26 protein-coding genes and 1 tRNA gene are annotated in these 25286 nt (G+C 58.6%); 21 read left to right on the forward strand and 6 right to left on the reverse strand.

Annotated elements, in window-relative coordinates; translation table 11 throughout:
• The first annotated feature begins 690 nt into the window (after positions 1–690).
• The 8 genes from AAAX73_RS06015 (at position 691) to AAAX73_RS06050 (ending at position 8275) form a co-directional block, all read left to right on the forward strand.
• Positions 691–1701 carry a transporter substrate-binding domain-containing protein gene (locus tag AAAX73_RS06015; RefSeq protein WP_230317467.1) on the forward strand — a complete coding sequence of 337 codons (1011 nt, stop codon included), beginning with the start codon at positions 691–693 and terminating at the stop codon, positions 1699–1701.
• 317 nt (positions 1702–2018) lie between these two features.
• Positions 2019–2603: a ribosome-associated translation inhibitor RaiA gene (gene raiA, locus AAAX73_RS06020; RefSeq protein WP_006236248.1), complete on the forward strand. Its 585-nt coding sequence runs from the start codon at positions 2019–2021 to the stop codon at positions 2601–2603.
• Between the two features lie 79 nt (positions 2604–2682).
• Positions 2683–3636, forward strand: coding sequence for a DegV family protein (locus AAAX73_RS06025; protein ID WP_022094619.1), 954 nt, complete (start codon positions 2683–2685; stop codon positions 3634–3636).
• Between the two features lie 98 nt (positions 3637–3734).
• The gene (locus AAAX73_RS06030) at positions 3735–4814 is read left to right on the forward strand and encodes an NAD(P)-dependent oxidoreductase (RefSeq protein WP_195232797.1); all 1080 of its coding nucleotides are present in this window, start codon (positions 3735–3737) and stop codon (positions 4812–4814) included.
• Between the two features lie 5 nt (positions 4815–4819).
• Positions 4820–5248, forward strand: a complete 429-nt coding sequence (locus tag AAAX73_RS06035; protein WP_118081574.1) for a hypothetical protein — start codon at positions 4820–4822, stop codon at positions 5246–5248.
• A 15-nt stretch (positions 5249–5263) separates the two neighbouring features.
• Positions 5264–5962, forward strand: coding sequence for a hypothetical protein (locus AAAX73_RS06040; protein ID WP_118081577.1), 699 nt, complete (start codon positions 5264–5266; stop codon positions 5960–5962).
• Positions 5963–5968: 6 nt separating this feature from the next.
• Positions 5969–7054: an isocitrate/isopropylmalate family dehydrogenase gene (locus tag AAAX73_RS06045; protein WP_117802809.1), complete on the forward strand. Its 1086-nt coding sequence runs from the start codon at positions 5969–5971 to the stop codon at positions 7052–7054.
• Between the two features lie 126 nt (positions 7055–7180).
• On the forward strand, positions 7181–8275 hold the full coding sequence (locus AAAX73_RS06050) for a hypothetical protein (RefSeq protein WP_349125360.1): 1095 nt from the start codon (positions 7181–7183) through the stop codon (positions 8273–8275).
• A 113-nt stretch (positions 8276–8388) separates the two neighbouring features.
• Here the strand turns inward: AAAX73_RS06050 and AAAX73_RS06055 are convergent, their stop codons facing one another.
• Together AAAX73_RS06055 and AAAX73_RS06060 are read right to left on the reverse strand one after the other, a co-directional pair.
• Positions 8389–8601, reverse strand: a complete 213-nt coding sequence (locus AAAX73_RS06055; RefSeq protein ID WP_255413580.1) for a helix-turn-helix transcriptional regulator — start codon at positions 8599–8601, stop codon at positions 8389–8391.
• A 33-nt stretch (positions 8602–8634) separates the two neighbouring features.
• Complete coding sequence (locus AAAX73_RS06060) at positions 8635–9273, reverse strand: DUF2975 domain-containing protein (RefSeq protein WP_158556977.1); 639 nt, start codon at positions 9271–9273, stop codon at positions 8635–8637.
• Positions 9274–9976: 703 nt separating this feature from the next.
• Here AAAX73_RS06060 and AAAX73_RS06065 point away from each other — a divergent pair.
• The 8 genes from AAAX73_RS06065 (at position 9977) to nagA (ending at position 16668) form a co-directional block, all read left to right on the forward strand.
• Positions 9977–10420 (forward strand): PTS sugar transporter subunit IIA, encoded by a 444-nt coding sequence (locus AAAX73_RS06065; RefSeq protein ID WP_035137680.1) that lies wholly within the window; start codon positions 9977–9979, stop codon positions 10418–10420.
• The gene (gene yajC, locus AAAX73_RS06070) at positions 10420–10701 is read left to right on the forward strand and encodes a preprotein translocase subunit YajC (protein WP_022094612.1); all 282 of its coding nucleotides are present in this window, start codon (positions 10420–10422) and stop codon (positions 10699–10701) included. Before AAAX73_RS06065 ends, yajC begins: the two co-directional genes overlap by 1 nt.
• A 36-nt stretch (positions 10702–10737) precedes the next feature.
• The gene (agaV, locus tag AAAX73_RS06075; RefSeq protein ID WP_022094611.1) at positions 10738–11220 is read left to right on the forward strand and encodes a PTS N-acetylgalactosamine transporter subunit IIB; all 483 of its coding nucleotides are present in this window, start codon (positions 10738–10740) and stop codon (positions 11218–11220) included.
• Between the two features lie 90 nt (positions 11221–11310).
• Positions 11311–12111 (forward strand): PTS sugar transporter subunit IIC, encoded by an 801-nt coding sequence (locus tag AAAX73_RS06080; protein WP_022094610.1) that lies wholly within the window; start codon positions 11311–11313, stop codon positions 12109–12111.
• Complete coding sequence (locus tag AAAX73_RS06085; protein ID WP_055251210.1) at positions 12101–13183, forward strand: PTS system mannose/fructose/sorbose family transporter subunit IID; 1083 nt, start codon at positions 12101–12103, stop codon at positions 13181–13183. Before AAAX73_RS06080 ends, AAAX73_RS06085 begins: the two co-directional genes overlap by 11 nt.
• 185 nt (positions 13184–13368) lie before the next feature.
• Positions 13369–14100 carry a GntR family transcriptional regulator gene (locus tag AAAX73_RS06090; protein WP_022094608.1) on the forward strand — a complete coding sequence of 244 codons (732 nt, stop codon included), beginning with the start codon at positions 13369–13371 and terminating at the stop codon, positions 14098–14100.
• Between the two features lie 114 nt (positions 14101–14214).
• A complete protein-coding gene (locus AAAX73_RS06095) occupies positions 14215–15381 on the forward strand; it encodes an SIS domain-containing protein (RefSeq protein ID WP_035137674.1) in 1167 nt (388 codons plus the stop codon).
• 117 nt (positions 15382–15498) lie between these two features.
• Positions 15499–16668 (forward strand): N-acetylglucosamine-6-phosphate deacetylase, encoded by a 1170-nt coding sequence (gene nagA / locus AAAX73_RS06100; RefSeq protein WP_022094606.1) that lies wholly within the window; start codon positions 15499–15501, stop codon positions 16666–16668.
• Between the two features lie 75 nt (positions 16669–16743).
• Here nagA and AAAX73_RS06105 read toward each other — a convergent pair whose 3' ends face one another.
• Entirely contained in the window at positions 16744–17328 is a 585-nt protein-coding gene (locus tag AAAX73_RS06105) for a flavodoxin domain-containing protein (RefSeq protein ID WP_349125361.1), read from the reverse strand.
• 157 nt (positions 17329–17485) lie between these two features.
• Here AAAX73_RS06105 and AAAX73_RS06110 point away from each other — a divergent pair, with 157 nt between their 5' ends.
• The 3 genes from AAAX73_RS06110 (at position 17486) to AAAX73_RS06120 (ending at position 20033) form a co-directional block, all read left to right on the forward strand.
• A complete protein-coding gene (locus AAAX73_RS06110) occupies positions 17486–18367 on the forward strand; it encodes an aldose 1-epimerase family protein (protein WP_349125362.1) in 882 nt (293 codons plus the stop codon).
• Between the two features lie 59 nt (positions 18368–18426).
• Positions 18427–19362, forward strand: coding sequence for a hexose kinase (locus AAAX73_RS06115; protein ID WP_055251199.1), 936 nt, complete (start codon positions 18427–18429; stop codon positions 19360–19362).
• A gap of 197 nt (positions 19363–19559) precedes the next feature.
• Positions 19560–20033 (forward strand): YhcH/YjgK/YiaL family protein, encoded by a 474-nt coding sequence (locus tag AAAX73_RS06120; protein ID WP_117772916.1) that lies wholly within the window; start codon positions 19560–19562, stop codon positions 20031–20033.
• A 208-nt stretch (positions 20034–20241) separates the two neighbouring features.
• Here AAAX73_RS06120 and AAAX73_RS06125 read toward each other — a convergent pair.
• A tRNA-Thr gene (locus AAAX73_RS06125) sits at positions 20242–20317 on the reverse strand.
• Between the two features lie 157 nt (positions 20318–20474).
• Between AAAX73_RS06125 and AAAX73_RS06130 the strand changes: the two genes are divergently transcribed.
• On the forward strand, positions 20475–20957 hold the full coding sequence (locus AAAX73_RS06130) for a PTS sugar transporter subunit IIB (protein WP_117772918.1): 483 nt from the start codon (positions 20475–20477) through the stop codon (positions 20955–20957).
• A gap of 326 nt (positions 20958–21283) precedes the next feature.
• Here AAAX73_RS06130 and AAAX73_RS06135 read toward each other — a convergent pair whose 3' ends face one another.
• On the reverse strand, positions 21284–22336 hold the full coding sequence (locus AAAX73_RS06135; protein ID WP_118081584.1) for an aldose epimerase family protein: 1053 nt from the start codon (positions 22334–22336) through the stop codon (positions 21284–21286).
• A 206-nt stretch (positions 22337–22542) separates the two neighbouring features.
• Between AAAX73_RS06135 and AAAX73_RS06140 the strand changes: the two genes are divergently transcribed.
• On the forward strand, positions 22543–23307 hold the full coding sequence (locus AAAX73_RS06140; RefSeq protein ID WP_349125363.1) for a DeoR/GlpR family DNA-binding transcription regulator: 765 nt from the start codon (positions 22543–22545) through the stop codon (positions 23305–23307).
• 512 nt (positions 23308–23819) lie between these two features.
• Here the strand turns inward: AAAX73_RS06140 and lacG are convergent.
• Positions 23820–25241, reverse strand: coding sequence for a 6-phospho-beta-galactosidase (gene lacG, locus AAAX73_RS06145; protein WP_199574410.1), 1422 nt, complete (start codon positions 25239–25241; stop codon positions 23820–23822).
• Between the last annotated feature and the right edge of the window lie 45 nt (positions 25242–25286).

Below are 25286 nucleotides of genomic sequence, written 5' to 3' on the forward strand. Positions count from 1 at the left end.
AAACGGCAAATATGAGTACTGTTACTAGATTAGTGACAGCAAAAATAAAGAAACTTGGGCCGAAAAACTGGATTCAGCGAAGAGATAATAAACGAATGTGGAATATCTTGGCGCCAAGCGGGCTGTGCGGAACTCAAAAAGGGCTCGTGGGGCGGAAATACGCTGCTACTAAATTGGTAGCAGTACTCATATTTGCCGTTTTTTGCACACGGCACCCTGAGACGGGTGCCCCGGGGCTCCCCGTGGGGGAGCTCCGGGCTTCATGGGGGCACGAATGGTCCGCCCCGACCTGCGAAATCTGTGCTCGCGATGCGAATAACGTCCCTAACCTTAAACTATAGCTTGAACTTAGCTATAATGCGCTACGTTCCTGCCAGGCTGTGGTTGCGGACGGACGAAATGCCCATCCTAGTCCAAGACAGACGCGGTCAAAGGGATCCACGTAAGCGACCGCGTGCGCGCGGCGCGATCATGGCGCGTCCTAGATGTAAGCCGCACCGTCCGTTCTACTTTCTTTGGGGCAATACCGCCTCGCGGGCGAGCGGGCCAGTCGTGAAGGTGGCTGCGGCCTCCCGAGCAAACGCCCCGGTGCGCAAGTGTGGGGTCAAATACCAGGTCAGCTGGTGGGAACAACCCGATATTCCGTGCGGGGCACGGATCGTATACGACACAGAAGGCAGGGTAGTGGACATGGTGAGGGGCAGCTTGATGCATGCGGCTCGGTTAGGTGCTGGGGCCGCGGCGGTCATTGCCGTTTTGGGCCTGAGCGGATGCGCGTTCAATCCACTGTCCACGTTCACGACGCCCACGATCGACCAGATCGAGCGCGAGACCGTTACCCCCACGGTATCGGACGATGCCCTGGTCACGCCGGGAACCCTGACGGTCGCCCTCGATACGTCCGATGCACCGCAGGCCATGCAGGATGCCGACGGAAACCTCACGGGCTATGCGGTCGATGCCGCTCGTGCCCTCGCATGCCGCATGGGTCTCAAGGTCGCCTTTGTCGATGCGTCCTCGGCCGATTCCGCGCTCAGCGATAAAAAGGCGGACATCTTCATTGGCGACATCAAGTCTGCGGGCGGCGACATCAGCTCGCTTGGCACCTGTCTGTACGATGCCGCCGCCGTATTCGGCAAGAGCAGTGACGGCGAGTCGCTGAGCGTTTCCACCGAAACGCTTAACACCGCTACCCTGGGCGTTCAGACCTCCTCGGCCTCGCAGGAGGCGCTCGCCAAGCAAAGCATCACCGCCAACCAAAAGACCTTTTCCAACATCAATGAGTGCTTTGAGGCGCTCGAGTCGGGCGAGGTCGATTACGTGATCTGTGATTCCACGGCTGGTGGCTACCTCGCGCGTCTGATGAGCCAGATCTCCTATGTCGGTACGCTCGAGGCGCCCTCCACGCTTGGCGTCGCAGGTCTTAGCTCTAATGATGAGCTGTGCCGTGCCGTGAGCGATGCCCTCGATGGCATCACGGTCGATGGCACGCTCGAGGCAGTCCACTGCGTCTGGTACGGACAGATGCCCTATGACCTTACCGCCAAGACCGTTTCGGGGGCCAATGTGCAGGCATCCGACTCCACGTCCAACGAGACCGAGTCCTCCGATGACGACGCCTCTGATAACAACAGCGACGGCCCGTCGTCTAGCCAGGAGGGCACCATCACCGACGATGACATCAACAAGCTCAATAGCTAGTTATTGGTAGGGGTGGCGCCTGCCACACGCTGAACAAGGCGCTTCTTCACGGTTTCAACACGCATGGCCGGGTCTCCCCAATAAGGGAGCCCGGCTTTTCTATTTTGGTAAAAACGGCAGGTAAAAGCTGATTTCCAGGAAAAAAACTAGCTTTGCCGACGCCCTCCTATAGCGCACTTTGTCACGGAAAAGTGCGAGACTTCGGTATGCGGTATCAAGCAGTCGTTATTCGGGTCTTTGGGAATTCGCGTGATTAAATGCACGGCAATGGGTACATAGCCAGTACAGTAAGTCCCCGAGGCAGATTGGAGCCACGTATGGATATCAAGGTTTCTGGACGCAAGACGACGGTAACCGATGCTCTGCGTGCGCATGTGGATGAGAAAATCGGCGAGGCGCTCAAGGTTTTCGACATCGAGCCCATGACAGTCGACGTCGTGCTTCGTTATGAGAAGAACCCCTCGAACCCCAACCCGGCAATCGTCGAGGTCACGGCTCGTGCCCGCGGTTCGGTGATTCGCGTTGCCGAGCACGGCGCAGATATGTATGCTGCCATCGACCTCTCCGCCGATAAGGTCACCCGCCAGCTGCGCAAGTTCAAGACCAAGGTCGTGGACAACCGCCAGGGTGGTGCCAGTGCCGCGGATGTCGCGCCGGTCGAGCGCGTTGAGGATCTGGCCGACCTGCTGCTGCCCGAGGAGGACGACGACCTGCTCGTCCGCGAGAAGGTCATCGATGTCACCCCGATGACCGAGGAGCAGGCGCTGGTGCAGACCGATTTGCTGGGCCACGACTTCTACGTGTTCGAGAACGCGACGACCGGTCTCATCAATGTGGTGTATCACCGTAAGAATGGTGGATATGGCATCATCAAGCCCCGCATCGAAACACTTGACGAGTAAAATACGTTAACTTGCATGAGTTAACGGTTGGCGGCCATCCCATGCGGGTGGCCGCCTTTTTACGTAAGGAGTCGCTTTGATGGACAAGGCCGCATCCGCCGGTCATTCGAACCGTTGCCGCATCGTCGTCGATACCTGCTGCGACTTTAGCCCCGAGGTCGCCGCGAACCTCGATGTCGATATCCTGGGTTTCCCTTTCATTATCGATGGCGAGGAGCGCACAGACGACATCTGGTCGAGCATGAGCCCTAAGGAGTTCTACGACCGCATGCGCGCCGGTGCCCGCGTGTCCACCTCGGCTGTGTCGCTCGGTCGCTATATCGAGTTTTTTACCGAGTGCGCCAAAGAGGGCACGCCCACGGTCTACCTGTGCTTTACCTCGGCGCTGTCGTCGAGCTACAACTCCGCGTGCCAGGCGGCAGATGTCGTGCGCGCCGAGTATCCCAACTTTGAGCTCTACGTGGTCGACAACGCTCTGCCCTGCGCGACCGGTGCGCTCTTGGCGCTCGAGGCCGTGCGCCAGCGTTCGGCGGGACTGACCGCCAAGCAGCTGGTCGATTGGGCAAACGAGGCAAAGACCTACGTGCACGGCTACTTTACGCTCGAGAGCTTCGACGCACTGGCTGCCGGCGGCCGCATTCCTCCCGCGGCGGCGCAGCTCACGGCAAAGCTCGACGTCAAGCCCGAGCTCTCCTACGACCTGGCCGGCTCGCTGTCGCTGATCGGCGTCAACCGCGGCCGCAAGAAGGCGCTCAAGTCCATCCTCAAGTCGTTCCGCGAGAACTACGTGCCCGATCGCACCATGCCCATCGCCATCATGACGGCCGATGCCGAAAAGGATGGTGACTGGCTCGAAGCCGCCATCCGCAAGGAGGAGGGTTGCGCCGACGTCACGATCATTCGCGGCTCCGTGGGTCCCACCATCGGCTCGCACGTGGGCCCCGGCATGGTGGGCTGCGCGTTTTGGGGTAAGAACCGCGCCGACAAGGCGTCGCTTTCCGACCGTATCGCCCGCCGCGTGCGCGGTCAGTAGGCAAGCGCTGCGTCCGTAATCGCCCTCGACTCACAGCCCAAACGCTGGCACCGAGTATTCAACCTGGTAACAACACCCAACCCAAAAGGAAAGGTTTCATGGCAAACAAGCTCTCCGTCGCATTCATCGGCACCGGAATTATGGGTGCCCCCATCGCCGGCCACATTCTGGACGCTGGCTATCCCGTCACGGTCAACAACCGCACCAAGTCCAAGGCTGCAGCGCTCGTTGAGCGCGGTGCCGTCTGGGCCGATACGCCGGCAGATGCCGCGGCGAACGCCGACGTCGTCTTTACCATGGTGGGCTATCCCTCCGAGGTCGAGGAGCTCTACCTGGCGGGCGACGGCCTGCTCGCGTGCACTAAGCCCGGCGCGGTCCTGATCGACCTCACCACGAGCTCGCCCGAGCTGGCGCGCGACATTGCCGAGGCCGCCCAGGTTTCCGGCCGCATGGCGTTTGACTGCCCCGTCACCGGCGGCGAGTCGGGTGCTATCGCCGGCACGCTTACGGCTATCGTGGGCGCTACCGAGAACGACATTGCCCCGGTCCGCGATATCCTTTCCACCTTTGCGGCAACCATCTGCTGCTTCGACGGCGCCGGCAAGGGCCAGGCTGCCAAGCTCGCCAACCAGGTGTCGCTGGGCGCCTGCATGGTCGGCATGGCCGATGCGCTGGCGTTTGCCGAGCTGAGCGGCCTCGATCTGGAGAAGACCCGTCAGATGATTCTGGGCGGCACCGGCAAGTCCGGCGCCATGGAGAGTCTGGCGCCCAAGGCGCTCGACGGCGATTACAAGCCCGGCTTTATGGTCGAGCACTTCATCAAGGACCTGCGCTTGGCGCTCGCCTATGCCGACGACCGCGAGCTTGCGCTGCCCGGCGCCGACGTGGCCTTTACGCTCTACGACATGCTCGATGCCATCGGTGGCGCCAAGCTGGGCACCCAGGCCATCACGGTGCTCTACAAGGAGGAGGCCGACGCCATCGCCGCCGGTCTTGACTGGTCGCAGTATCGTCCCGAGGAGCATGGTGCTCACGAGGAAGGCTGCGGTTGCGGCGAACATGGCGACGACCACGAGTGCGGTTGTGGCCACCACCATGGCGAGGACCACGAGTGCTGCGGCGGCCACGGCCATGACGACGGCCACGAGTGCTGCTGCGGCCACCATCACGGGGAGTAGCGCCCATGAGCTGGACGTTCGTGGTGCTTGCGCTGGTGCTCTTTCTCTTTGCGATCTACATCGGCTTTTTGTGCGGCCAGTGGGCGTGCGAAAAGCGCGTCATCACCAAGCGTGACTACTGGATTGCCAACTTTGCGGGAGCGGCGGCAGTCATCCTGCTGACCTGGGTGTTCTCGCTGTTCCCGCTAGTGCAGTTTGCGCCGATCGGCTGGCTCGGCGGCTTTATCGCCGGCCTTAAAATGAGCTTTGGCGAATCCGTCGGCCCGTGGCGCAAGCACGACGAGGTCTTTAACGTCAACAAGGCTCACCGCGCCGCCGCCGACGCGGGCGACGCCGAGGAGCGCCGCCGCGCGCGTCGCAATGGCGCGGCCGACCGACAGCTCATCTCGGTCACCGATGACAGCAAAGGTGCTGGCAAGCACGCTAAGAAATAGTAAAAAGAGGTAACTATGGCAGAAAACAAAGACGAACAGCTCACCGACGAGGAGCTGGCACAGCTCCAGCTGGCAGAGGAGAACGAGAACGCCGTCGACCGCCTGGTCAAGGAGCTCGGCTGCCCCACGCGCCGTATCCGCCAGTTTGCCGCCCGCGTGCTGCACCTGCTTGCCGAGCGCGATCCGCAGCGCGTCGTGCCCTGTGTGCCCGCGCTGATCGAGGCGCTCGATCGCCCCGAGGCTCAGACCCGCTGGGAGGCCCTCGATGCCCTGACGGCGCTCGCCACCACTTGCCCCGAGCAGCTGGGCGATGCCTTTGAGGGCGCCGAGACCGCGCTGTTCGACGAGATTTCCTCCACGCTGCGCTATGCCGCCTTCCGCCTGCTGTGCGTGTGGGGCGCCACGAGCGTCGAGCGTTCGCGCGAGGCTTGGCCCATCCTGGACGAGGCCATCCAGTGCTACCACGGCGACCTTGAGTATCGCGATATGCTCGGTTGCCTGTACGAGTTTGGCCAGGGCGAGATCGACGCCGAGGTCGCCGAGAAGCTTGCGCTGCGCCTTAAGTTCGACGCCGAGAACGGCAAGGGCAGCTATCTCAAGGCCCGTTCGAGCGAGATTTGCGAAATGCTTGTTAAACGTTTTGGCCTGGATCTCTCCAAAAAGAAGAAGCGTGCTAGCGTTAAAAAATCTGACGACGCCGAAGACGAGGAGTAACAGATTATGGCGCACGATGTAGTCCTGATTCCCGGTGACGGTATCGGTCCCGAGATTACGCAGGCCATGCGCCGCGTGGTCGAGGCCACCGGTGTCCAGATCAACTGGAACGTCCAGGAGGCAGGTGCCGGCGTCATGGACGAGTTTGGCACGCCGCTGCCCCAGCACGTGCTCGATGCGGTCGCCGAGACCAAGGTTGCCATCAAGGGCCCCATCACCACGCCGGTCGGCACGGGTTTCCGCAGCGTTAACGTGGCCCTGCGCAAGCACTTCGACCTGTACGCCTGCGTGCGCCCCTGCCTGTCGCAGCCGGGCGACGGCTCGCGCTTCCGCGACGTCGACCTGGTCATCGTGCGTGAGAACACCGAGGACCTCTACGCCGGGATCGAGTTCGATGAGGGCGCTGCCGAGGTCGAGGAGCTCTCACAGCTTGTCGAGCGCTCGGGTCAGAAGACCTTCGCCGCCGATTCCGCCATCTCAATTAAGCCCATCTCCATCGCCAAGAGCCGCCGCATTGTGGAGTACGCCTTTGAGTACGCCCGCCGCTGCGGCCGTAAAAAGGTGACGGCCGTGCACAAGGCCAACATTATGAAGGCGACCGATGGCCTGTTCCTGCGCGTTGCGCGCGAGGTGGCCGCCAACTATCCCGATATTGAGTTCAACGACAAGATCGTCGACGCCACCTGCATGGGCCTGGTCCAGAACCCCAACGACTTCGATGTCCTGGTGCTGCCCAACCTGTACGGCGATATCGTCAGCGACCTGTGCGCCGGCCTGGTAGGTGGCCTGGGTATGGCCCCCGGCTCCAACATCGGTGCCGACTGCGCCATCTTCGAGGCAACGCATGGCTCCGCGCCCGATATCGCTGGCCAGGATATCGCCAACCCCACGGCCGAGATTCTGTCTGCGGCTATGATGCTCGATCATCTGGGCGAGAACGATGCGGCCAATCGTATCCGCGCCGCCGTGTCCGCCACGCTCGACGAGGGTAAGCAGGTTACCGGCGACGTGCGTCGTGCCCAGACCGGCTCCGTCGAGGGCGCCGTGGGCACGCAGGCCTTTGCCGATGCCGTTATCGCGCACCTGGCCTAAGACATGCAGGCTGCAAACGCCTAAATAGTACTTAAGTGTTTGCGTATAACCTAAGAATCAATACGCCCGGCACTCTGTCGGGCGTATTCTATTGAAGACTATGTTTCCTAACAAGGAGTAACTGATATGGGTCTGATTCAAAAGAAGGACGAGAAGGACGAGATCGACGGCATCCAGATCATCGAGCGCGGCGAAGGCCCCGACGGTGACGAGGACGAGAAGATCGATCTGGTCGCCGGTACGTCTGCCGAGCACATTGCCGCCGGCACGACGGCCGAGGAGGAGGACGCCCGACTGGAGGCTCAGATTGCCGCGGATGCCGCTGACGAGAATCTGATGCCCGAGGCCCAGGATGAGGACGACGATATTCTGGGTTCCGATGAAGACGACCATGCATCCAGGCACAAGAAGACGATGATTGCCGCCTTTGTGGTTGCCGTCGTGATCGCCGCCGTGGTCGGCTTCTTTATTGGCAATGGCGGCTTTGGCGGCAAGGGTGTCGGCTCGTCGACCCTGACCGAGGACCAGCTCGATTCGACCGTGGCAAGCTATAGCTACAACGGCAAGAAGAGCGACATCACCGCGCGCGAGGCCATCGAGAGCCAGTACAGCCTCGACACCGTCAAGGATAGCGATGGCAACTACACCGCTCCTTCTGCCGACGTCATCCTGTCCTACGTGCGCAACAAGATCCTGCTCGACGCTGCCGAGGACGAGGGCATTACCGTCTCCTCTAAGGAGATGAAGCAGTACGCCGAGGAATCCATCGGCACTTCGGACTACAAGACCATGGCCACGCAGTATGGCGTGTCCAAGGACCAGGCCAAGCAGATCGTCCGCCAGTCCGCGACGCTGCAGAAGCTCTACAAGAAGAAGGTGGGCGATAGCTCCGCAAGCATGCTGACCGCCCCGACCGAGCCTGCTGACGGCAACGAGGAGACCGCGAGCAAGGACTACGCCGATTACATCATCAAACTTGCCGGCGACGAGTGGGATAGCGAAAAGGGCACCTGGAAGGACGCCGATAGCACCTACGCTAAGGCCTTCGCTGACGATGCCTTTACGGCTGATAGCGCTACCTACAAGCAGGCCATGACCGCCTATTACACCGCCTACCAGCAGTACTCTTCGCAGGCTTCGAGCGCCAGCTCCAAGTGGACCGAGTATGCTAACGGCCTGTATGCCAAGGCCAACATCAGCATCTATGGTCTGTTTGCATAAAGATCTGTCTGAGCCGCCGAGCGCGTAACCGAAATATCTGAATAAGCCCGCTAGAACGGATGTTGTTCTAGCGGGCTATTTGCGTTTAGGCGCTGGTGGCTAAATTATGCCTATCAATCTTTACGTCCAAAAAGGTTATCGGCTTCATCGTCAGGCATATATTCCAGTACATCGCCCGGTTGGCAGTCGAGTGCCCGACATATCGCGTCAAGAGTTGAAAAACGTATGGCAGAAACCTTGCCCGTCTTAATGCGTGACATATTGACCTGGGAGATGCCCACGCGTTCCGCAAGCTCTTTGGATGAGATCTTGCGTTCGGCGAGCATGCGGTCAAGCCGCAGAATAATCATGGATTCCTCCTAGAGCAACTCGTCATCTTGTTTTTGCAGGATATACCCGTAGCGGAAGATGCTGGCAATCAGGCAAATAATCAGGCCTGCAAAGAGCATGGAGGGCTCGAATAACTGGCCGGCGAACGCATCCGTAAAGCTGCCGCCAAATCCTAAGAGTATCATTCCCGTGATTACGGCACCAAGAAGCCTCACGGCAACGCCGCCGATAAGGAATAAATGTCCTACTCGACGAAGTGTCTGGTTACATTCAAGGTCAAAGGGCCTGCCTTCCTTTTCAATGTTGAAGAAAAGCCTGCGCACGCTTATCGCGATGGTAAGCGCGAGGCATGTTATCAAGAGGCTCCCTATGGCAGTGTGGCCATCGTGTGCGACGAGCATAAGTGGGGCCTGCGCATCGGTACCGACAATAGCCAGGCACGGCCCTTCGCCGGCTTGAAGTTCTACGGATTGGAGGCACGACCCTTGGGAGAGGCCGGGCAATATAAGTAGAAGGTCAATCGCAATGACTGCGAGGAGTCCCAGAGCGAGCGCTGTGGTAATGCAGATTGTGGCCCATTTGCAGATGCGAGCGAGCTTCCTCAGTTTGGCTATCGTCTGTTCGCGGCTGATGGTTTCATTCGATATAGATGCGTTTCGGTGGACCATAACCTCTCCAATCGGCGTTTTGGATGATACTTGTATCATATCAAAATTAACGATAAACGATAAATAATTACGTATCCTGAGTAAGTAATGATTGAAAACGATTAGCGTGAGCTATTAGCTCATTTTGGATGCCGGAGTTTGGCGTTCGGGGGATGAGGACAAATGCCAAAAACTTCCCGTGATCGCGCAAGCGCTCCATCGCGCTTCCCTAATTCATCTGGGAAAACAACTGCAAACGATTGCAAGTAACCGGTGAACGGTCGAAAACTACCGTTCACCGATAATCTCAAAACTGGTTCTAACTGGTATTAAGTCAAAAAGACCAATTCACATATCTTCACAATGACCTGCAATTTTTCTTCACGCTATTTTTAGCCGCCCTGCGTTGTTTAGACACAGGAAAAGATCCGATCTTTTGCCAAAGCATTTCGAAACGGTTTCAAAACAGCAGGTAGAAGTGTTAACGACCGGTAAACGGTCGATTTATCACCGTGAGCGGTGCAAAAACGTTTTACCGTATGAATCAAGGAAAGCGACCTCTTCTGGGGTGATATAGTGACAAGAACACGTCACGTGGTTACTACCAGTTTAGAAACCACTGGTCTTCAAAGAACGCTTTCCAAGAAGCTTTAAGGGCGAGCGCCCGCTGGCTTCCGAAAATCATCGGACTCAGATTGTACACACCTTCGGAAGGGAAATTTGAATGGTTGGCTTTATTCTTACCGGTCATGGACAGTTCGCACCCGGCCTTGCAAGCGCTATCGCGATGGTTGCCGGCGACCAGCCTGCTTTTACCGTCGTTCCTTTTGAGGGCGACCAGGCCGCATCCTACGGTGAGGATCTCCGCGCCGCTATTACCGCCATGCGCGAGGAGTGCGATGGCGTGCTCGTCTTTACCGACCTGCTTGGCGGCACCCCGTTCAACCAGTCGATGATGATTGCCCAGGATGTCGACAACGTCGAGGTTCTGACTGGCACCAACCTTCCCATGGTTATTGAGCTTCTGTTCCTCCGAGGCAATGCCACGCTCGCCGAGCTTGGCGAGCAGGCCGTGACCGTTGGACAGACGGGCGTCACCGCCCAGACGGTCGCATCCGTTGCCGGCTCCGAGGAAGAGGATATCTTCGGCGACGAGGACGGCATCTAATGGCCGATTTCGGAGCCAACGTCCTGAGCTCCTCGGTCGCCCTTTTAGGCCTGCTTGTCATCATGGGCTTGATTTACACCATCTGGTCGCAAATCAACATGAAGAAGAAGCAGAAGTACTTCAAGGAGCTGCACACCGAGCTCAAGCCGGGTCAAGAGGTTCTTTTCGCCGGCGGTATCTACGGAACCGTCAAAGGCATCGAAGGCGAGAAGGTCCAGATCAAAGTCCGATCCGGAGCCGTCGTAGATGTTTCGCGTTACGCGATTCAGGAGATCAAGTAACTGTCGTCAGCAAATAACGAAAGGAAGCTGATCAACATGGCAGAACCCAACATTCTTCTTACCCGCATCGATAACCGACTGGTTCATGGTCAGGTTGCCACCCAGTGGAACTCCACCCTGGGCTCCAACCTCATCCTCGTCGCCAACGACGACGTGGCGTCCAACACCATGCGCCAGAACCTCATGAAGATGGCCGCTCCCGCCGGCGTCGCTACGCGTTTCTTCTCTCTGCAGAAGACCATCGACGTCATTGGCAAGGCGAGCCCGCGCCAGAAGATCTTCATCGTGGCCGAAACACCGGAAGACGTGCTTACGCTCGTCAAGGGCGGTGTGCCTATAAAGAAGGTAAACATCGGCAACATGCACATGTCGGAAGGAAAGCGCCAAGTCGCCACCTCCGTCGCAGTTAACGACGAGGATGTCGCTGCGTTTAAAGAGCTGCAGGAATTGGGGGTGGAGTTGGAGATCAGGCGCGTTCCGAGCACGCCTGTTGAGGACACGAGCAAGCTCTTCTCGTAATCCTCGTGATCCACGTTGTCAGGAGTGAAACCCTGACGTTCTGTACGTGAAATCCAAAGTGCGTACATACATTTTGAAAGGAGGAGCAAGATGGAATACTCGATCATCCAGATCGCTCTGGTCTTCGTCGTCACGTTCATCGCGGCAATCGACCAGTTTGACTTCCTCGAGTCTCTCTATCAGCCCATCGTCACCGGCGCCGTCATCGGTCTTATCCTTGGCGACCTTAACACCGGTCTTCTCGTGGGTGGTACCTATCAGCTCATGACGATCGGCAACATGCCGATCGGAGGCGCTCAGCCGCCTAACGCCGTCATCGGCGGCATCATGGCAGCCATTCTCGCTATCGCCACGGGCCTCGAGCCCAACGCGGCAGTCGGCCTCGCCATTCCGTTCGCTCTGCTTGGCCAGCTTGGCGTTACCCTGGTCTTCACGCTTATGTCCCCGCTTATGTCCACGGCCGATAACATGGCTCACAACGCGGACACCAAGGGCATCGAGCGCCTGAACTACTTCGCCATGGCTCTGCTCGGCCTGATCTTCGCTGTCGTCGTCACCCTGTTCTTCATCGCTGGCGCTACCATCGGTCAGACCATCGCTTCTGCCATCCCGACTTGGCTGCAGACCGGTCTCTCCGCTGCAGGCGGCATGATGCGCTTCGTCGGCTTCGCCGTCCTGCTCAAGGTTATGATGAACCGCGATATGTGGGGCTTCTTCCTCATGGGCTTTGGCCTCGCGCTCATCACCGTTGCCAACGATTCGCTGGCAACCCCTGCTCTGCTCATCCTCGCTCTCATCGGCTTCGGCATCGCTTTCTGGGACTTCCAGCAGCAGACCGAGCTGAAGGGTGCAGCTGTTTCTGACGGAGGTGACTTCGAAGATGGCATCTAATGAGTATGTGATCCCGGAGCACTACGAGGATCTCACTCCTGCTCCGCAGCTCGACCAGAAGACCCTCAACAAGATGGCTTGGCGCTCCTGCTTCCTGCAGGCATCGTTCAACTACGAGCGCATGCAGGCCGCTGGCTGGCTTTACTCCATCATCCCCGGTCTGGAGAAGATCCACACCAACAAGAACGACCTCGCGGCTTCCATGAGCCACAACCTGGAGTTCTTCAACACCCACCCGTTCCTTGTCACCTTTGTTATGGGCATCGTGCTTTCGCTCGAGCAGAACAAGGTTGACATCCCCACGATCCGCGCCGTCCGCGTCGCCGCAATGGGCCCGCTCGGTGGTATCGGTGACGCCCTGTTCTGGCTGACGCTCGTGCCTATCACGGCCGGCATCACCTCCAACATGGCCATCAACGGCAACGCCGCTGCACCGATCATCTTCCTGGTGATCTTCAACGTCGTCCAGTTCGCTCTGCGCTTCTGGCTCATGAACTGGTCCTACAAGCTTGGCACCAGCGCTATTGACGCTCTGACCGCCAACATGCAGGCCTTCACGCGTGCCGCTTCCATCATGGGCGTCTTCGTCGTCGGTTGCCTGGTCGTCACCATGGGTGGCACCCAGATCAACCTCCAGATCCCCAACGGCACCACCCGTGGTCTCTCCGCTACTACCGTGATCGTCTCCGAGAAGGAGGCCGAGAACTTCACCGGTATGGAGGGCATCGATACCGAGACCGCTGAGGCCGGTACCATCGCCATGACCGATAAGGACGGCAACGCCCTTACCGCTTCCGATGCCGACGGCAACGCTGTCGAGTGCGGCGTCACCGATCTGGGTAACGGCATGGAGTCCGTGACCTACGGCACCGTTACCGAGGATCCGGTCAACTTCTCTGTTGCCGACACCCTCAACACCATCGTCCCGAAGCTCGTCCCGCTTATGCTTACGCTGCTGCTTTACTACATGTTCGCTAAGCACAGCTGGACCCCGACCAAGGGCATTCTCCTGCTCTTCGTCCTTGGCATCCTGGGCGCTGGCCCGCTTGGTCTCTGGCCGAGCATCTGGTAAGGCTCTAGCTTGAGGGGTGTGTCCCTACGCGGCTCACACCCCGACCCCTTAAGCCATGTGTATGTTAAAAGCCGCGTGCTCGAAAGAGCGCGCGGCTTTTGTTTTCTTAATGATTCGGGTGTGGCAGACAGATAATGCATAACACCCTAGGTAGTTAGCCGAATTCGAGCAAAAGGGAGGATAGGATGGCGATCGGAGCGCGTAAGCAACCGCTGTACGATCAGCTGGTCGATATTCTGACCGAAAAGATTGACCATGAATATCGCGCCGGTGACATGATTCCTTCCGAGCGCGAACTTTCGGAGCGCTATGGTCTCTCGCGCACTACGGTACGCCTGGCTCTGCAGGAACTGGAGCGTTTAGGACTGGTGGTTCGGCAGCACGGTCGCGGTACCTTTGTGACCGACCGTTCGGCAAAAGCAACCAATCTTATGCAGTCCTACAGCTTTACCGAGCAGATGCGCGCGATGGGTCGAGAACCCGAGACCACGATTCTCGAGTTTTGCGAGATGGAGGCCGATAAGAATCTGGCCGAGCATATGGGATTGCGCATCGGTGATCGCATTTTTAAGCTCAAGCGTCTTCGCTCTGCCGACAACATGCCCATGATGGTCGAACGCAGCTATCTACCGGTTCGTCAATTTCTGTCCCTAAAGCGACCGCTGCTGGAGCGTAAGCCGCTTTACGATGTGATTGAGCAGGACTTTCAGCAAAAGATTCGCGTGGCCGAAGAGGAGTTCTATGCGAGCATAGCCCGTCCCACCGATGCCCACCTTTTGGGAATTGTCGAGGGCTCGCCTGTGCTCGATTTGGTCAGGACTACGTATAACGAGTCAAACGAGGTAGTGGAGTACACACTTTCGGTTGCTCGTGCCGATCAGTTTAAATACAAGGTTTACCACCAGCGCAGTAACTAGTGCTTGCATCGTTTCCATATGGTGATTCTTTGCATTTAACTGGTTACTACCAGATAACCAACCGAAGTGTATAATTGCACGTCAGAGGATTACTTCTAGAGAGAGGTATTAGAAATGTTCGAGAAGAGTGTCGAGGAGCTCACCGAGCTCGGCGCCCAGATCACCACGGCCGAGATTGCTCAGCAGCCCGAGCTTTGGCGTGATACGCTCAACATCTATCGCGAGAACAAGGAGGCCATCGAGGCCTTCCTGGCCGAGGCTCGCGCTATGGGCGAGGGTCGTCTGTCCGTTGTCTTCACCGGTGCCGGTACGTCCGACTACGTTGGCGATACCTGCGCCCCGTACCTGCGTCACGCTGGCAACACTGATCTCTACGACTTTAAGCCCATCGCCACGACCGACATCGTGAGCGCCCCGCGCGACTTCCTGCGCGCCGAGGATCCCACGCTCGTGGTTTCCTTTGCCCGCTCTGGCAACAGCCCCGAGAGCCTTGCCGCCGTTGCCGTTGCCAAGGAGCTCGTCCACAACGTCAAGTTCCTCAACATCACCTGCGCTCCCGAGGGCAAGCTTGCCGTCGAGTCTGCCGATGATCCCAATGCGCTGACGCTGCTCATTCCGCGCGCCAACGACAAGGGCTTCGCCATGACCGGTTCTTATTCCTGCATGACCCTGCTCTCCACCCTTATTTTCGACACTGCCTCTGACGAGCAGAAGGCCGAGTGGGTCGAGACGATTGCCAAGATGGGCGAGGAGGTCATCTCCCGTGAGCCCGAGATCGCCGATTACCTGGCTGGCGATTTCAACCGCGTGACCTACTTGGGTTCTGGCTCCTTCGGTGGCCTTGCTCAGGAGAGCCAGCTCAAGATCCTCGAGCTCGCTCACGGTCTGGTCGCTACTTCCTACGACACCTCCATGGGCTATCGTCACGGACCTAAGTCCTTCGTCGACGATAAGACGCTCGTCTTCGTGTTCGTCAACAACGACGCCTACACCCGTCAGTACGACATCGACATCCTCAACGAGATCGGTGGCGACGAGATCGCTCAGCACACCATCGCCGTTCAGCAGGAAGGTGCCACCGTCTATGAGGGTGAGTCCTTCACCTTTAAGGGCTACGAGGCACTTCCCGAGGGTTACCTTGCTCTGCCGTTCGTGATGTTTGCCCAGGCTATCAGCCTGCTCAACTCCGTCCGCGTGGGCAACACGCCCGATACGCCGAGCCCCACCGGCACGGTCAACCGCGTGGTTAAGGGCGTGACGATTCACCCCTTCACCGCTTAATCGCGTCCCCCTGTAAGGGCGCCCGTCCGCTCATAACGGCGGGCGGGCGCTTTTTGTTTTACGTGAGCTGGGTATAAGCATTACCACAGTCAACTGCTTTAGAAGCGAGGAGTGCATATGAGCACGTACGCAATTAAGGCTGACAAGTTCTTCTTGCCGGCAGGCCCGCAACTGGGCGGCTATCTTATGGTCGAGGATGGCGTTTTTGGCGCCTGGCAGGCCGACGAGCCCTCTTGCGAGATTAAGGACTACACGGGATCGTGGATCGCACCGGGTATGGTCGATACTCACATCCATGGCTTCTACAACCACTCAACTACCGATAACGATCCCGAGGGCATCGATATCAGCTCAACCGAGCTCGCCCGTCGCGGTACCACCAGCTGGCTGCCCACGACGTTCACCGATGGCGTCGAGCAGATCAAGGATGCCTGCGCCGCCATCGCCCAGGCGGACGAGGGTCGCGGCCCCGATTTCTGCGGTGCTCGCATTCAGGGCATCTACCTGGAGGGGCCCTTCTTTACCATGAAGCACGTGGGCGCGCAGAACCCCGCTTATCTTATCGATCCCTCCGAGGAGGTCTTCGATCAGTGGCAGGAGGCTGCGGGCGGTCGCATCGTTAAGAGCGCCATGGCTGCCGAGCGCGATGGCGCCGCTGCTTATGCGGCTGCTCTGAACGCCAAGGGTGTGGTGACCAGTATCGGTCACTCCGACGCCACCTACGATGAGTGCATCGCCGCCATCAACGCCGGTGCCAGCTGCTTTACGCATACCTATAACGGCCAGCGCGGACTGCATCACCGTGAGCCCGGTGTCGTGGGCGCTGCCATGTCCACGCCCGAGACCTACGCCGAGATCATCTGTGACGGCAAGCACGTGAACCCTGCCGCCATCAAGGCGCTGCTGCAGGCAAAGGGCTGGCAGCATACGGTACTCATCACCGACTGCCTGGGTTGCGGCGGCATGCCCGAGGGCAGCTATACCAGTGGTGGCATGGACGTCATCATGAAGGACAACCTGTGCTGGCTCGCCGACGGCAAGAGCATTGCCGGCTCGGTGCTCACGCTTGCCCAGGGCGTCAAGAACATCGTCGACTGGGGCATCGCCAGCGCCGATATCGCCATTCGCATGGCAACCGAGGTGCCGGCACGCTCCGCGCACATCGAGGATAAGTGCGGCAGCATCATGCCGGGTCGCGACGCCGACTTTGTCGTGTTCGACCACGAGCTCACCCTCGTCGAGACGTATGTTGGCGGCCAGAGCGTCGGCAACGCCTTTACCGAGTAACGATAGAAAAAGACGGCGGGCCCGAATCTGCTCGGACCCGCCGTATGGGTTAAACGCTCAAAAGCACCTTAACAGTTACAGCTTGTTAGCGATCTTCTTTGCCGTGCGCTTAACGCCGGCCACAAGACCTCCTGCAGGATGCTCCTTTTCGTAGGCAAGACGCTTCTCGCGCTTGGCGTACTCTTCGACGATGATCTCGCCATACTCGTCTTCGATCTTGTCGAAGAAGTCGACGGCGCCCTTAATTTCCTCAGCGGTCGGGTGTCCCTTTTGGACACCGCCGGTGAGTTTGAACGGCCCCCACGTATCAAAGCCGGGGCAGCCGTAGACACCCATAAAGATGGCCTGCCTCATGCGGCAGATGCCATCGATATCCTTGCCGTACCACTTGTTTTTGCCGCCGTAGGTCATTAGGCCAAATACCTTGTCCTGCGGCTGCAGCACGTTCGTGAGCACGCGCGCCATATCTTTGTCGATCTCGGAGTAATAAATGCCCGTGGCGACGCCGATCAGATGGTATTCGTGCAGGTCGGGGTACTCGTTTTTACCGAGTGACTTCACGTCGAGGGTATCGATTTCGGGGTGCGCCTCGACGATGGCGTCCACGAGCTTTTTCGTATTGCCGTGGTGGCGTGAGGCATAAAGGATGATGGTTCGCATAAGAAGGCCTTTCAGCTGTAATTGCATCAATGTCTGTATGGTACCCCGTTGCATGGCTGGGATACCGGACGCATCGATGAACGTGCGGGTTTGTCCTTTGGTCAGGGCCGAGACGGGTTCTTGCGAGCAAAAAAGCAGTTGTTCGAAAGGATGGGCAATGGAATACGCTCTCTCCAACGATTCGATTTCTATCAAGGTCTCCACGGCCGGCGGCTCGTTTACCTCGATTGAGGCTGGAGGTCGCGAGTATCTGTGGCAGGGCGATCCCGCCGTGTGGTCCGGCCAGGCACCGATTTGCTTCCCGATTTGCGGAGGCTTGCGCAATGGTAGCGCCATGACGTTTGCTGGGCATCATGTGAAGCTCGCCCGCCACGGCTTTGCACGCAAGCAGGAGTGGAAGCTGTTGAGCCAAAGCACAAACGAGCTGGCTATGTGCCTGGCATCCGAGGATAACGCCGCGCTGCTGAGCGATTATCCGTATCCGTTTAAACTTGTCGCCCGCTATACGCTCAAGGACGCCGCCGTGCGCGTCTCCTATGAGGTTACCAACGAGGGCACCGAGGACATGCCTTTCTTTATCGGTGGACACCCCGGCTTTAGGTGCCCGCTCGATGAGGGCGAGGCCTATACGGACTACGAGTTGCGTTTTGAGAAAGACGAGGCTGCTGAGCTTTGCGCTGCCGTCCCCTCGACTGGCTTGATTGACGTGACCAACCGCTCCAAGAACCCCATGGTGGGAAAGACGCTGCCTCTGTCACATGAGCTCTTCGATTTTGCGGAGACCATCTTTGACGTGCTCGAGAGCCGTCAGGTCACGCTTTCCAAAAAGGGCGAGGACAAGGGTGTTCGCCTGAGCATTGAGGGCTTCCCGTACCTCATTGTGTGGAGCAAGCCCGAGGGTGATTTTGTGGCAGTTGAGCCCTGGGGCGGTCTTTCGACCTGCTCCGATGAGGACGACGTGCTTGAGCACAAGCGCGGCTGCCTTATCGCCAAGCCCAAAGAAACCATCGTGCGCTCGTTCACAATCGAGATTCTGTAGTCGCATGTAGCCAATTCGTTTTGCAAGGCATAAGGAGCCTGCGAGATAAGGAGCTAGAAATGATCCTCACCGTTACGATGAACCCGTCCGTCGATACGCGCTATCAGCTCGATGAGCTCATTATCGACGACGTCAACCGCGTGACGCCCGAAAAGACCGCCGGCGGTAAGGGCCTCAACGTGGCCCGCGTCCTGGGCCAGCTGGGCGACGATGTCGTGGCAACCGGCTTGCTTGGTGGTCATATGGGCGCCTATATGGCCGAGCTCATGGATGCTAACGGCATTAAGAATGATTTTGTGCCCATCAAGGGCGAGACTCGCATTTGTCTCAACATCCTCCACGCCGGCAACCAGACCGAGCTGCTCGAGAGCGGCCCGACGATTGCCCCCGAGGAGCTCGATGCCTTTACCGCCAAGTTCGCCGAGCTTGCGAGCAAGGCCGATGTCGTTACCATCTCGGGTTCGCTGCCCCGCGGCGTCGAGGCGGACTACTACGCTAAGATCACGGGCATTGCAGAGAACGCCGGCGCCAAGGTGCTGCTCGATACCTCGGGCGCCTCGCTCGAGGCTGCGCTCAAGTCCGAGGTCAAGCCTGAGCTGGTTAAGCCTAACCTGACCGAAATTAACGGCCTTCTGGGCACGAGCTTTACCACCGACGATGTGGACGAGCTCCGTTCCGCGCTCGCCTCTGACGCCCGCTTCTCCGATATCCCCTGGGTCGTCGTATCCATGGGCGCTGCCGGCTCCGTTGGTTTCCATAACGGCCGTGCGTTCCGCGCCAAGACCCCCGATATCCCCGCCGTTAACGCTACGGGCTCTGGCGATTCGACCATTGCCGGCTTCGCACATGCGATTGCTGCCGGAGCCGACGACGAGACGGTGCTGCGTACCGCCAACACCTGCGGCAAGCTCAATGCCATGGATCCCATGACTGGCCACTTGGTTATGGATCGTTGGGACGAGGTTTACAACGGCGTTGTCGTGACCGAGCTGTAGGAGCTTGTGCTGCGGCCCCGGCATCGGTTGCCAGCTCATGTCGACGACAAGTGCAGTAGCATTATGCCGGGGCGCGACGCCGACACTGTCGTGTTCAATCCCGACCTTACCCTGGTCGAGACGCATGTGGGTGGCAACAGCGTCGGTAATGCGTTTGCCGAGTAGCCGCCAAAGAAACGATCCGAGAGGGGATTTAGATGATTTACGGTGCATTGGGCGATATCGAGGAGTACCGTGGAATGCTCAAGGGCCTCGACGTGCTGATCGACTGGCTCGAGGAGAACGATCCGGCGAAGCTCGAGGTCGGCAGCCATCCGATTCTGGGCGACAAGGTCTTTGCGAACGTCATGGCTCCCACGACGCGTCCCGAAGCCGAGGCTCACTATGAGACGCATCAGCGCTATCACGACCTGCAGATCGACGTCGAGGGTCGCGAGGCCTTTAAGGTTGCCACGGGCAGCCTGACGCTGGTTCAGGAGTTTGACGAGAAGGACGACTACGATCTGGTCGATTCCGACGCCTCGATCGCCGGCGATCTTGCTGACGACAAGTTTGCGCTGTTTGTTGCCGGCGAGCCTCACATGCCCACGCTCGAGTTCCAGGGCGATGGCGCGCAGCCGGTCAAGAAGATTTGCTTTAAGCTGCTTGCAGATGCTTACTGGGAGGAGTAGCGCGCTGCTCGGCTGAGCTGTTCGTGTTGCGAGCGTTATCCCTTGGGGGAGCTCGCTTGGGCCCCGCTGAACGCGGTTCCTTTGGGGATTGCGGTTGGCGGGGCTTTTGTTGAGTAGGAGAGTTTCCGGCGGCGTTGTGCTTGGATTGGCGGAAGCGCGCCCGAAATCAGCAACAAAAAAGCCGCCCGAAGGCGGCTATCTTGTGCAATGGAGCCAGCGACCGGGCTCGAACCGGTGACCCCCGCTTTACGAGAGCGGTGCTCTACCAACTGAGCTACGCTGGCGGCCATGTGATGGCGCAACTGAGGCGTCAACGGCTGTCTATGATACGGGACATCGCAAATCCGCGCAAGTGTTCTGACGGCTTTTCTCACTTTAAATGCACTAATATTGGAGACGCGATGTCTTGCTCTTACGGGTCTCAAACAGAATGGGGCAGCGATGACTCAACCCAAGATTCTTCTCGCACGCATCGACGACCGTTTCATTTACGGACAAGACGTTGAGCTGTGGAACGAAGCCGTGGGTTCCAACCTTGTCCTAATCGTCAACGATGAGATCGCGGCAGATTCGCGCCAATGGGCACCCATGAGGGTGGCGGCGCCAGAAGGCGTTTGGACGCGGTTTTTCTCGGTGCAAAGGACCATCGACGTCATTCATACCGCAACGCCTCGCCAATTGATTCTGATCATGGTGGCCTCACCCTCCGATGCGCTCGCGCTGGTTAAGGGCGGTGTGCCGATCACCAAGATCAGCATTGGTCATATGCAGGCAGGGGAGGGCAAGCGTCCCGCAACGCCCGCAGTTGCCGTAGACGACACAGACGTCGCTGTTCTCAGAGAGCTGCAAAAGCTCGGCATAGAACTAGAAATCCGCTATCTCCCCAGTTCCGCCCCCGACCCCATCGGCAATCTGTTCAACTGATCCCTTGGGGACGGAGGAAAACGGATCATTTTGCCTTCGTAGGGGATCTGTGTGGCGCTGTCCGCCAAAACTATGCCGGTTTACTACGATGAATTGCTTATCGCCGAGCATGCCAAATTTGCAGAGAATAAAACCGCAGGTAGACGAGTTGCTAATTTTTTATAAACCAGCGCGTGGTCGGACATAGTGGGTTCATCGTAGTAATTCGGCATAGTTTTGTTATGTCACCAATTCGGTGGCATCGAAAAGAAGGATTTAGGCATGAAGCAGCGCCCGTTGGCGGTGGTGCCGGCGGGCGTTGCTGTGCGAGATGTCGCGTTGTGGGCCTAGTGCCTCATAAAGTGGTATTCGATCATATTGCTGTAGGGGTGACCCGGACCCACAATGCCCTGCGGGAACAGCGGCTGGTGCGGCGTGTCGGGGTACATCTCGGCCTCGAGGGCAAAGCCGGCGCCCCAGCCATAGTTGGCATCGTCCTTGGCGTGCTCGTCGCCCAGCCAGTTGCCGGTGTAGAGTTGCACGCCCGGGGCGGTGGTGTAGTAGTCCAGCTCACGACCGGTCCACATCTCCTCGACATGTAGGGCGCGACGCAGGTTGCGGCCGTACTGATAGCCATCGATGCACAGGCAGTGATCGTAGCCACGGGCCTGCTTAATCTGCGGGTCGTCGGCCTCCATGCCGGGTGCGACGGGGCGCAGCTCGCGAAAGTCAAACGGTGTTCCCTCGACCGGAGCGATTTCGCCGGTGGGGATGTTCTGCTCGTTAATGGGCAAGTAGTGGGCAGCGTTGGCGATAAAGAAGTGCTCACAGTCCATGCCGGCGTTATGGCCGGCAAGGTTAAAGTACGTGTGGTTGGTCATGGACACGTAGGTGGCGCGGTCGCTCTCGCAACCATACTCGATGCGGAAGACGCCGGTGCGCGTAACGGTAAACACAGCCGTAAAGATTCGGTTGCCGGGCAGGCTCAGCTCGCCATCCTTAAGCGAGGTGGTCATGCGCACGGCGTTGTGAGTCTCGTCGAGCTCAACGTCCCATACGCGCTTGTGCAGACCATGCTCAAGATCGCTGTGCAGGTTGTTGACGCCTTCGTTGGCCGGCATGTGCCAGTCCGTGCCGTCGATGGTGATCGTGGCGCCCGCGGTGCGGTTTGCCACGGGGCCGATGGTCGCGCCAAAGCAGGCGGGGTTGTCAAAGTAATCCTCGAGCTTATCGAAGCCCAGCACCACATCGCGCACGTTGCCGGGAATATCGGGCACATCGATACCCAGCACGGTGGCGCCATAGTCCATAATGCGAACGCAGATCTCGGGCCCGTTGAGGGTATAACGATGAACGGAGGTGCCGCACGGCGCGGTGCCGAAAAGCTCGGAAGTGATCATTTGGTTCCTAACATCGAGGTATTTCGGACAAACTGTAGCGCGAACAGGTGAGATTATCACTACACCCCACTAAAGCAGGGGGTATTTTTCTCAAAAAAGTGATGATTGGAGCTGTGCGGGTGTTCATTTTTGACGCGCACGAGTCTGATACAATTTGTTCGTTACTGTTTGAATGATATGCGCGCAAAGAACGGCGAGGATTCATCGTGATTAAGGCAGAGCGACAGGATAAGGTTCGTCAGCTGCTCGAAGAGCAGGGCACGGTTTCGGTCAAGGAGATTTCGGATGCGCTGGGCGTTTCGGATATGACGATTCGCCGCGACCTCGAAGAACTTGCGAGCCTGGGCGAGATCGAGCGCGTGCACGGTGGCGCCCGTAGCGCACAGGGACGTCCCCATGCCATGTTGCGCCATGAGTATTCGCACAGCGAAAAGCGCACTAAGCATGCCGAGGAAAAGCTGCAGATTGCGCGCCGTGCTGTGGAGCTTATCGAGGAGGGCTCGACCATCTTTTTGGGTACGGGCACTACGGTGGAACAGATGGCCTCGATGCTGCCGGCGTGTCGCCTGCGCATTGTGACCAACTCGCTTTCGGTGTTTAACCTGCTCGAGGCGCGCGAGGACTGCGACTTGTGCCTCGTGGGCGGTATGTACCGTCGCCGCACCGCCGCTTTTGTGGGGCCAACGGCCGAGGATACCCTGCGTGCGCTGGGCATCGATGCGGCGTTTATCGGCGCCAACGGCATTCTGGATGGCGACGTGTCTACGTCCAACATGGACGAGGGCCGTATCCAGCAGCTCGCCTTTAACAAGGCAGACTCGCGCTATCTGATCGCCGACTCCAGCAAGATCGGCAAGCGCGACTTCTACACCTTCTGCCGCCTGGACAGCTTGGACGCCGTGGTGTGCGAGCCGGGTATTACCGCCGAGGATCGTGCCGCCATCGAGGAGCACACGCAGGTCATTTGCTAGCTAGCGCTGCGGGATTGCCGACAAGCGCTGCGGGAGGACTTTTACCTCCTGTCATTGTGGGGAATCAGCGCGTCGGCGCTACGCGATATGACGCGCAAACGAGGACTCCACTATCAAATTGTCTCAACCTGTAACAGGTAGGGGTGAAATAGCCCGCTAGATGTTACAGATTTAGATCGAGAGGATTGTCCTGTGCGTTTGTCTCAATCTGTAACAGCTGGGACCCAAAAACTCGACTAGGTGTTACAGACCGAGATTTTGTCTACCCAGCCATCATCTTTGTCTTGATCTGTAACAGTTAGACGGCCAAAAGCGAGTCAGTTGTTACAGATCTAGATATTTCGAACTGGGTGCCTCGTTCATCTCGATCTGTAACAATTGGGGCCGAAAATCCCTGCTGGATGTTACAGATCCAGACAAACGGCCTGCTCGGGCCGAGCCAAAATAAAAAAGGCCGCATGCGAACCCGTGGAGGGATTCGCATGCGGCCGACAGGGGGTACGCGGCAAAAGCTAGGCCATGAGCAGGCCGGTCTCCGCGACGTTCTTGTACCAGTACGCGCTCGCCTTGGGATAGCGCTTCTGGGTCTCGAAGTCGATGTAGAACAGGCCGTAACGTTTGTTGTAGCCGTTGGTCCAGGAGAACTGGTCCTGTAGCGACCACACAAAGTAGCCGTCGACGTTCACGCCGCCGTCGATTGCCTTGAGGATCCACGCGAGATGCTGGCGCATATAGTCGATGCGAGGGGCGTCGTCGATAAAGCCGTCCTCGAAGTCGTCCTTATAGCCCATGCCGTTCTCGGTAATGTAGATCTTCTTGTAGTTGGGGTAATCGTTCTTAATGCGCAGCAGCAGGTCGTAGAGGCCCTCGGGATAGATAATCCAGTCCCAATCGGTGGTGGGTACGCCTTCGCGCACGCATGACTCGCCCACGCCCTTGAGGAACCAGCGCGAGGAGCCCTTGTCGCCGGTGCCATTGTGGTTGATGTCGTTTTCGCCCTCGGCGGCACGCAGGAACTGGCACTTGTAGGTGTTGACGCCCAGGCAATCGTTGTAGGGGAGCGCGGCAGTCAGCGCGGCGATGTCCTCGTCGCGGACGTCGAGCTCGCCGCCGGCGATATGGGCCAGCTTGGTCGCAGCCTCCATGGTGTCGGCTGCATAGTGGCCGCGGAAGGTGGCGTCGAGTACCCAGCGGTTGTTGATGACGTCGGCCATGCGAGCTGCCTCGCAGTCGGCGGCGTTGTTGGGGTCGAGGGGATACTTGGGCTCCAGGTTCTGGACAATGCCGATCTCGCCCTCAAAGTCGCCCTCGTGGAAGGCGACGACGGCCTTGGCATGGGCCACCATCATGTTGTGCATAAGCTGGAAGGCCTTGTCCAGGCGATACTTCTCGCCGTGCGGCCAGTTGCCAACGATAAAGCTGCCCTCGGCGGTCGCGGGAATCTCGTTAAAGGTGAACCAGTGCTTGACCTCGGTGAACTCGGCAAAGCAGAACTTGGCGTACTCGACAAAGGCGTCGATGGTCGTGCGCGTCAGGAATCCCTCGCCGCCGTCCTGATAGAAGGCCTCCGGCGTATCGAAGTGATCGAGCGTGACATAGGGGATAACACCAGCTTTGTTGCAGGTGGCGAAAAGCTCGTGATAGAAGGCGACGCCCTCGGGGTTAATCTCGCCGGTGCCACTGGGGAAGATACGGCTCCAAGCGATGGAGACGCGAATACCGTTGATGCCGAAGCGCTGGCACAGGTCGATATCGACCGGATACTTGTTGTAGAAGTCGCTTGCAGGATCGGGGGAGAAGCGACCCTGTGCGGCCAGGAAATCGTCCCAGGGCACTTTGCCCTTGCCGTGCGTGCGGGTCTCGCCCTCAACCTGGTAAGCGGCGGTGGCGCCGCCAAACACAAAGCCGTCGGGGAACTGCATGGGGTTGGTCATGAGTCATCCTTTCTGTGGGATATGAATAGGGAGAGGTGCCCAAAC

This window comes from Collinsella sp. CLA-ER-H9, assembly GCF_040092295.1.
In the GTDB taxonomy this organism is placed as follows: Bacteria; Actinomycetota; Coriobacteriia; order Coriobacteriales; family Coriobacteriaceae; genus Collinsella.

What these genes read in the sequence shown, in the direction of transcription:
- AAAX73_RS06060 (WP_158556977.1), bottom strand. Translation starts at nt 9,273, where the DNA reads ATGGTCCACCGAAACGCATCTATATCGAATGAAACCATCAGCCGCGAA.
- AAAX73_RS06040 (WP_118081577.1), top strand. Translation starts at nt 5,264, where the DNA reads ATGGCAGAAAACAAAGACGAACAGCTCACCGACGAGGAGCTGGCACAG.
- AAAX73_RS06035 (WP_118081574.1), top strand. Translation starts at nt 4,820, where the DNA reads ATGAGCTGGACGTTCGTGGTGCTTGCGCTGGTGCTCTTTCTCTTTGCG.
- AAAX73_RS06105 (WP_349125361.1), bottom strand. Translation starts at nt 17,328, where the DNA reads ATGCGAACCATCATCCTTTATGCCTCACGCCACCACGGCAATACGAAA.
- AAAX73_RS06050 (WP_349125360.1), top strand. Translation starts at nt 7,181, where the DNA reads ATGGGTCTGATTCAAAAGAAGGACGAGAAGGACGAGATCGACGGCATC.
- AAAX73_RS06030 (WP_195232797.1), top strand. Translation starts at nt 3,735, where the DNA reads ATGGCAAACAAGCTCTCCGTCGCATTCATCGGCACCGGAATTATGGGT.
- AAAX73_RS06025 (WP_022094619.1), top strand. Translation starts at nt 2,683, where the DNA reads ATGGACAAGGCCGCATCCGCCGGTCATTCGAACCGTTGCCGCATCGTC.
- raiA (WP_006236248.1), top strand. Translation starts at nt 2,019, where the DNA reads ATGGATATCAAGGTTTCTGGACGCAAGACGACGGTAACCGATGCTCTG.
- AAAX73_RS06120 (WP_117772916.1), top strand. Translation starts at nt 19,560, where the DNA reads ATGATTTACGGTGCATTGGGCGATATCGAGGAGTACCGTGGAATGCTC.
- AAAX73_RS06110 (WP_349125362.1), top strand. Translation starts at nt 17,486, where the DNA reads ATGGAATACGCTCTCTCCAACGATTCGATTTCTATCAAGGTCTCCACG.
- AAAX73_RS06130 (WP_117772918.1), top strand. Translation starts at nt 20,475, where the DNA reads ATGACTCAACCCAAGATTCTTCTCGCACGCATCGACGACCGTTTCATT.
- AAAX73_RS06080 (WP_022094610.1), top strand. Translation starts at nt 11,311, where the DNA reads ATGGAATACTCGATCATCCAGATCGCTCTGGTCTTCGTCGTCACGTTC.
- lacG (WP_199574410.1), bottom strand. Translation starts at nt 25,241, where the DNA reads ATGACCAACCCCATGCAGTTCCCCGACGGCTTTGTGTTTGGCGGCGCC.
- nagA (WP_022094606.1), top strand. Translation starts at nt 15,499, where the DNA reads ATGAGCACGTACGCAATTAAGGCTGACAAGTTCTTCTTGCCGGCAGGC.
- agaV (WP_022094611.1), top strand. Translation starts at nt 10,738, where the DNA reads ATGGCAGAACCCAACATTCTTCTTACCCGCATCGATAACCGACTGGTT.
- AAAX73_RS06095 (WP_035137674.1), top strand. Translation starts at nt 14,215, where the DNA reads ATGTTCGAGAAGAGTGTCGAGGAGCTCACCGAGCTCGGCGCCCAGATC.
- AAAX73_RS06090 (WP_022094608.1), top strand. Translation starts at nt 13,369, where the DNA reads ATGGCGATCGGAGCGCGTAAGCAACCGCTGTACGATCAGCTGGTCGAT.
- AAAX73_RS06045 (WP_117802809.1), top strand. Translation starts at nt 5,969, where the DNA reads ATGGCGCACGATGTAGTCCTGATTCCCGGTGACGGTATCGGTCCCGAG.
- AAAX73_RS06065 (WP_035137680.1), top strand. Translation starts at nt 9,977, where the DNA reads ATGGTTGGCTTTATTCTTACCGGTCATGGACAGTTCGCACCCGGCCTT.
- yajC (WP_022094612.1), top strand. Translation starts at nt 10,420, where the DNA reads ATGGCCGATTTCGGAGCCAACGTCCTGAGCTCCTCGGTCGCCCTTTTA.
- AAAX73_RS06115 (WP_055251199.1), top strand. Translation starts at nt 18,427, where the DNA reads ATGATCCTCACCGTTACGATGAACCCGTCCGTCGATACGCGCTATCAG.
- AAAX73_RS06055 (WP_255413580.1), bottom strand. Translation starts at nt 8,601, where the DNA reads ATGCTCGCCGAACGCAAGATCTCATCCAAAGAGCTTGCGGAACGCGTG.
- AAAX73_RS06085 (WP_055251210.1), top strand. Translation starts at nt 12,101, where the DNA reads ATGGCATCTAATGAGTATGTGATCCCGGAGCACTACGAGGATCTCACT.
- AAAX73_RS06135 (WP_118081584.1), bottom strand. Translation starts at nt 22,336, where the DNA reads ATGATCACTTCCGAGCTTTTCGGCACCGCGCCGTGCGGCACCTCCGTT.
- AAAX73_RS06015 (WP_230317467.1), top strand. Translation starts at nt 691, where the DNA reads ATGGTGAGGGGCAGCTTGATGCATGCGGCTCGGTTAGGTGCTGGGGCC.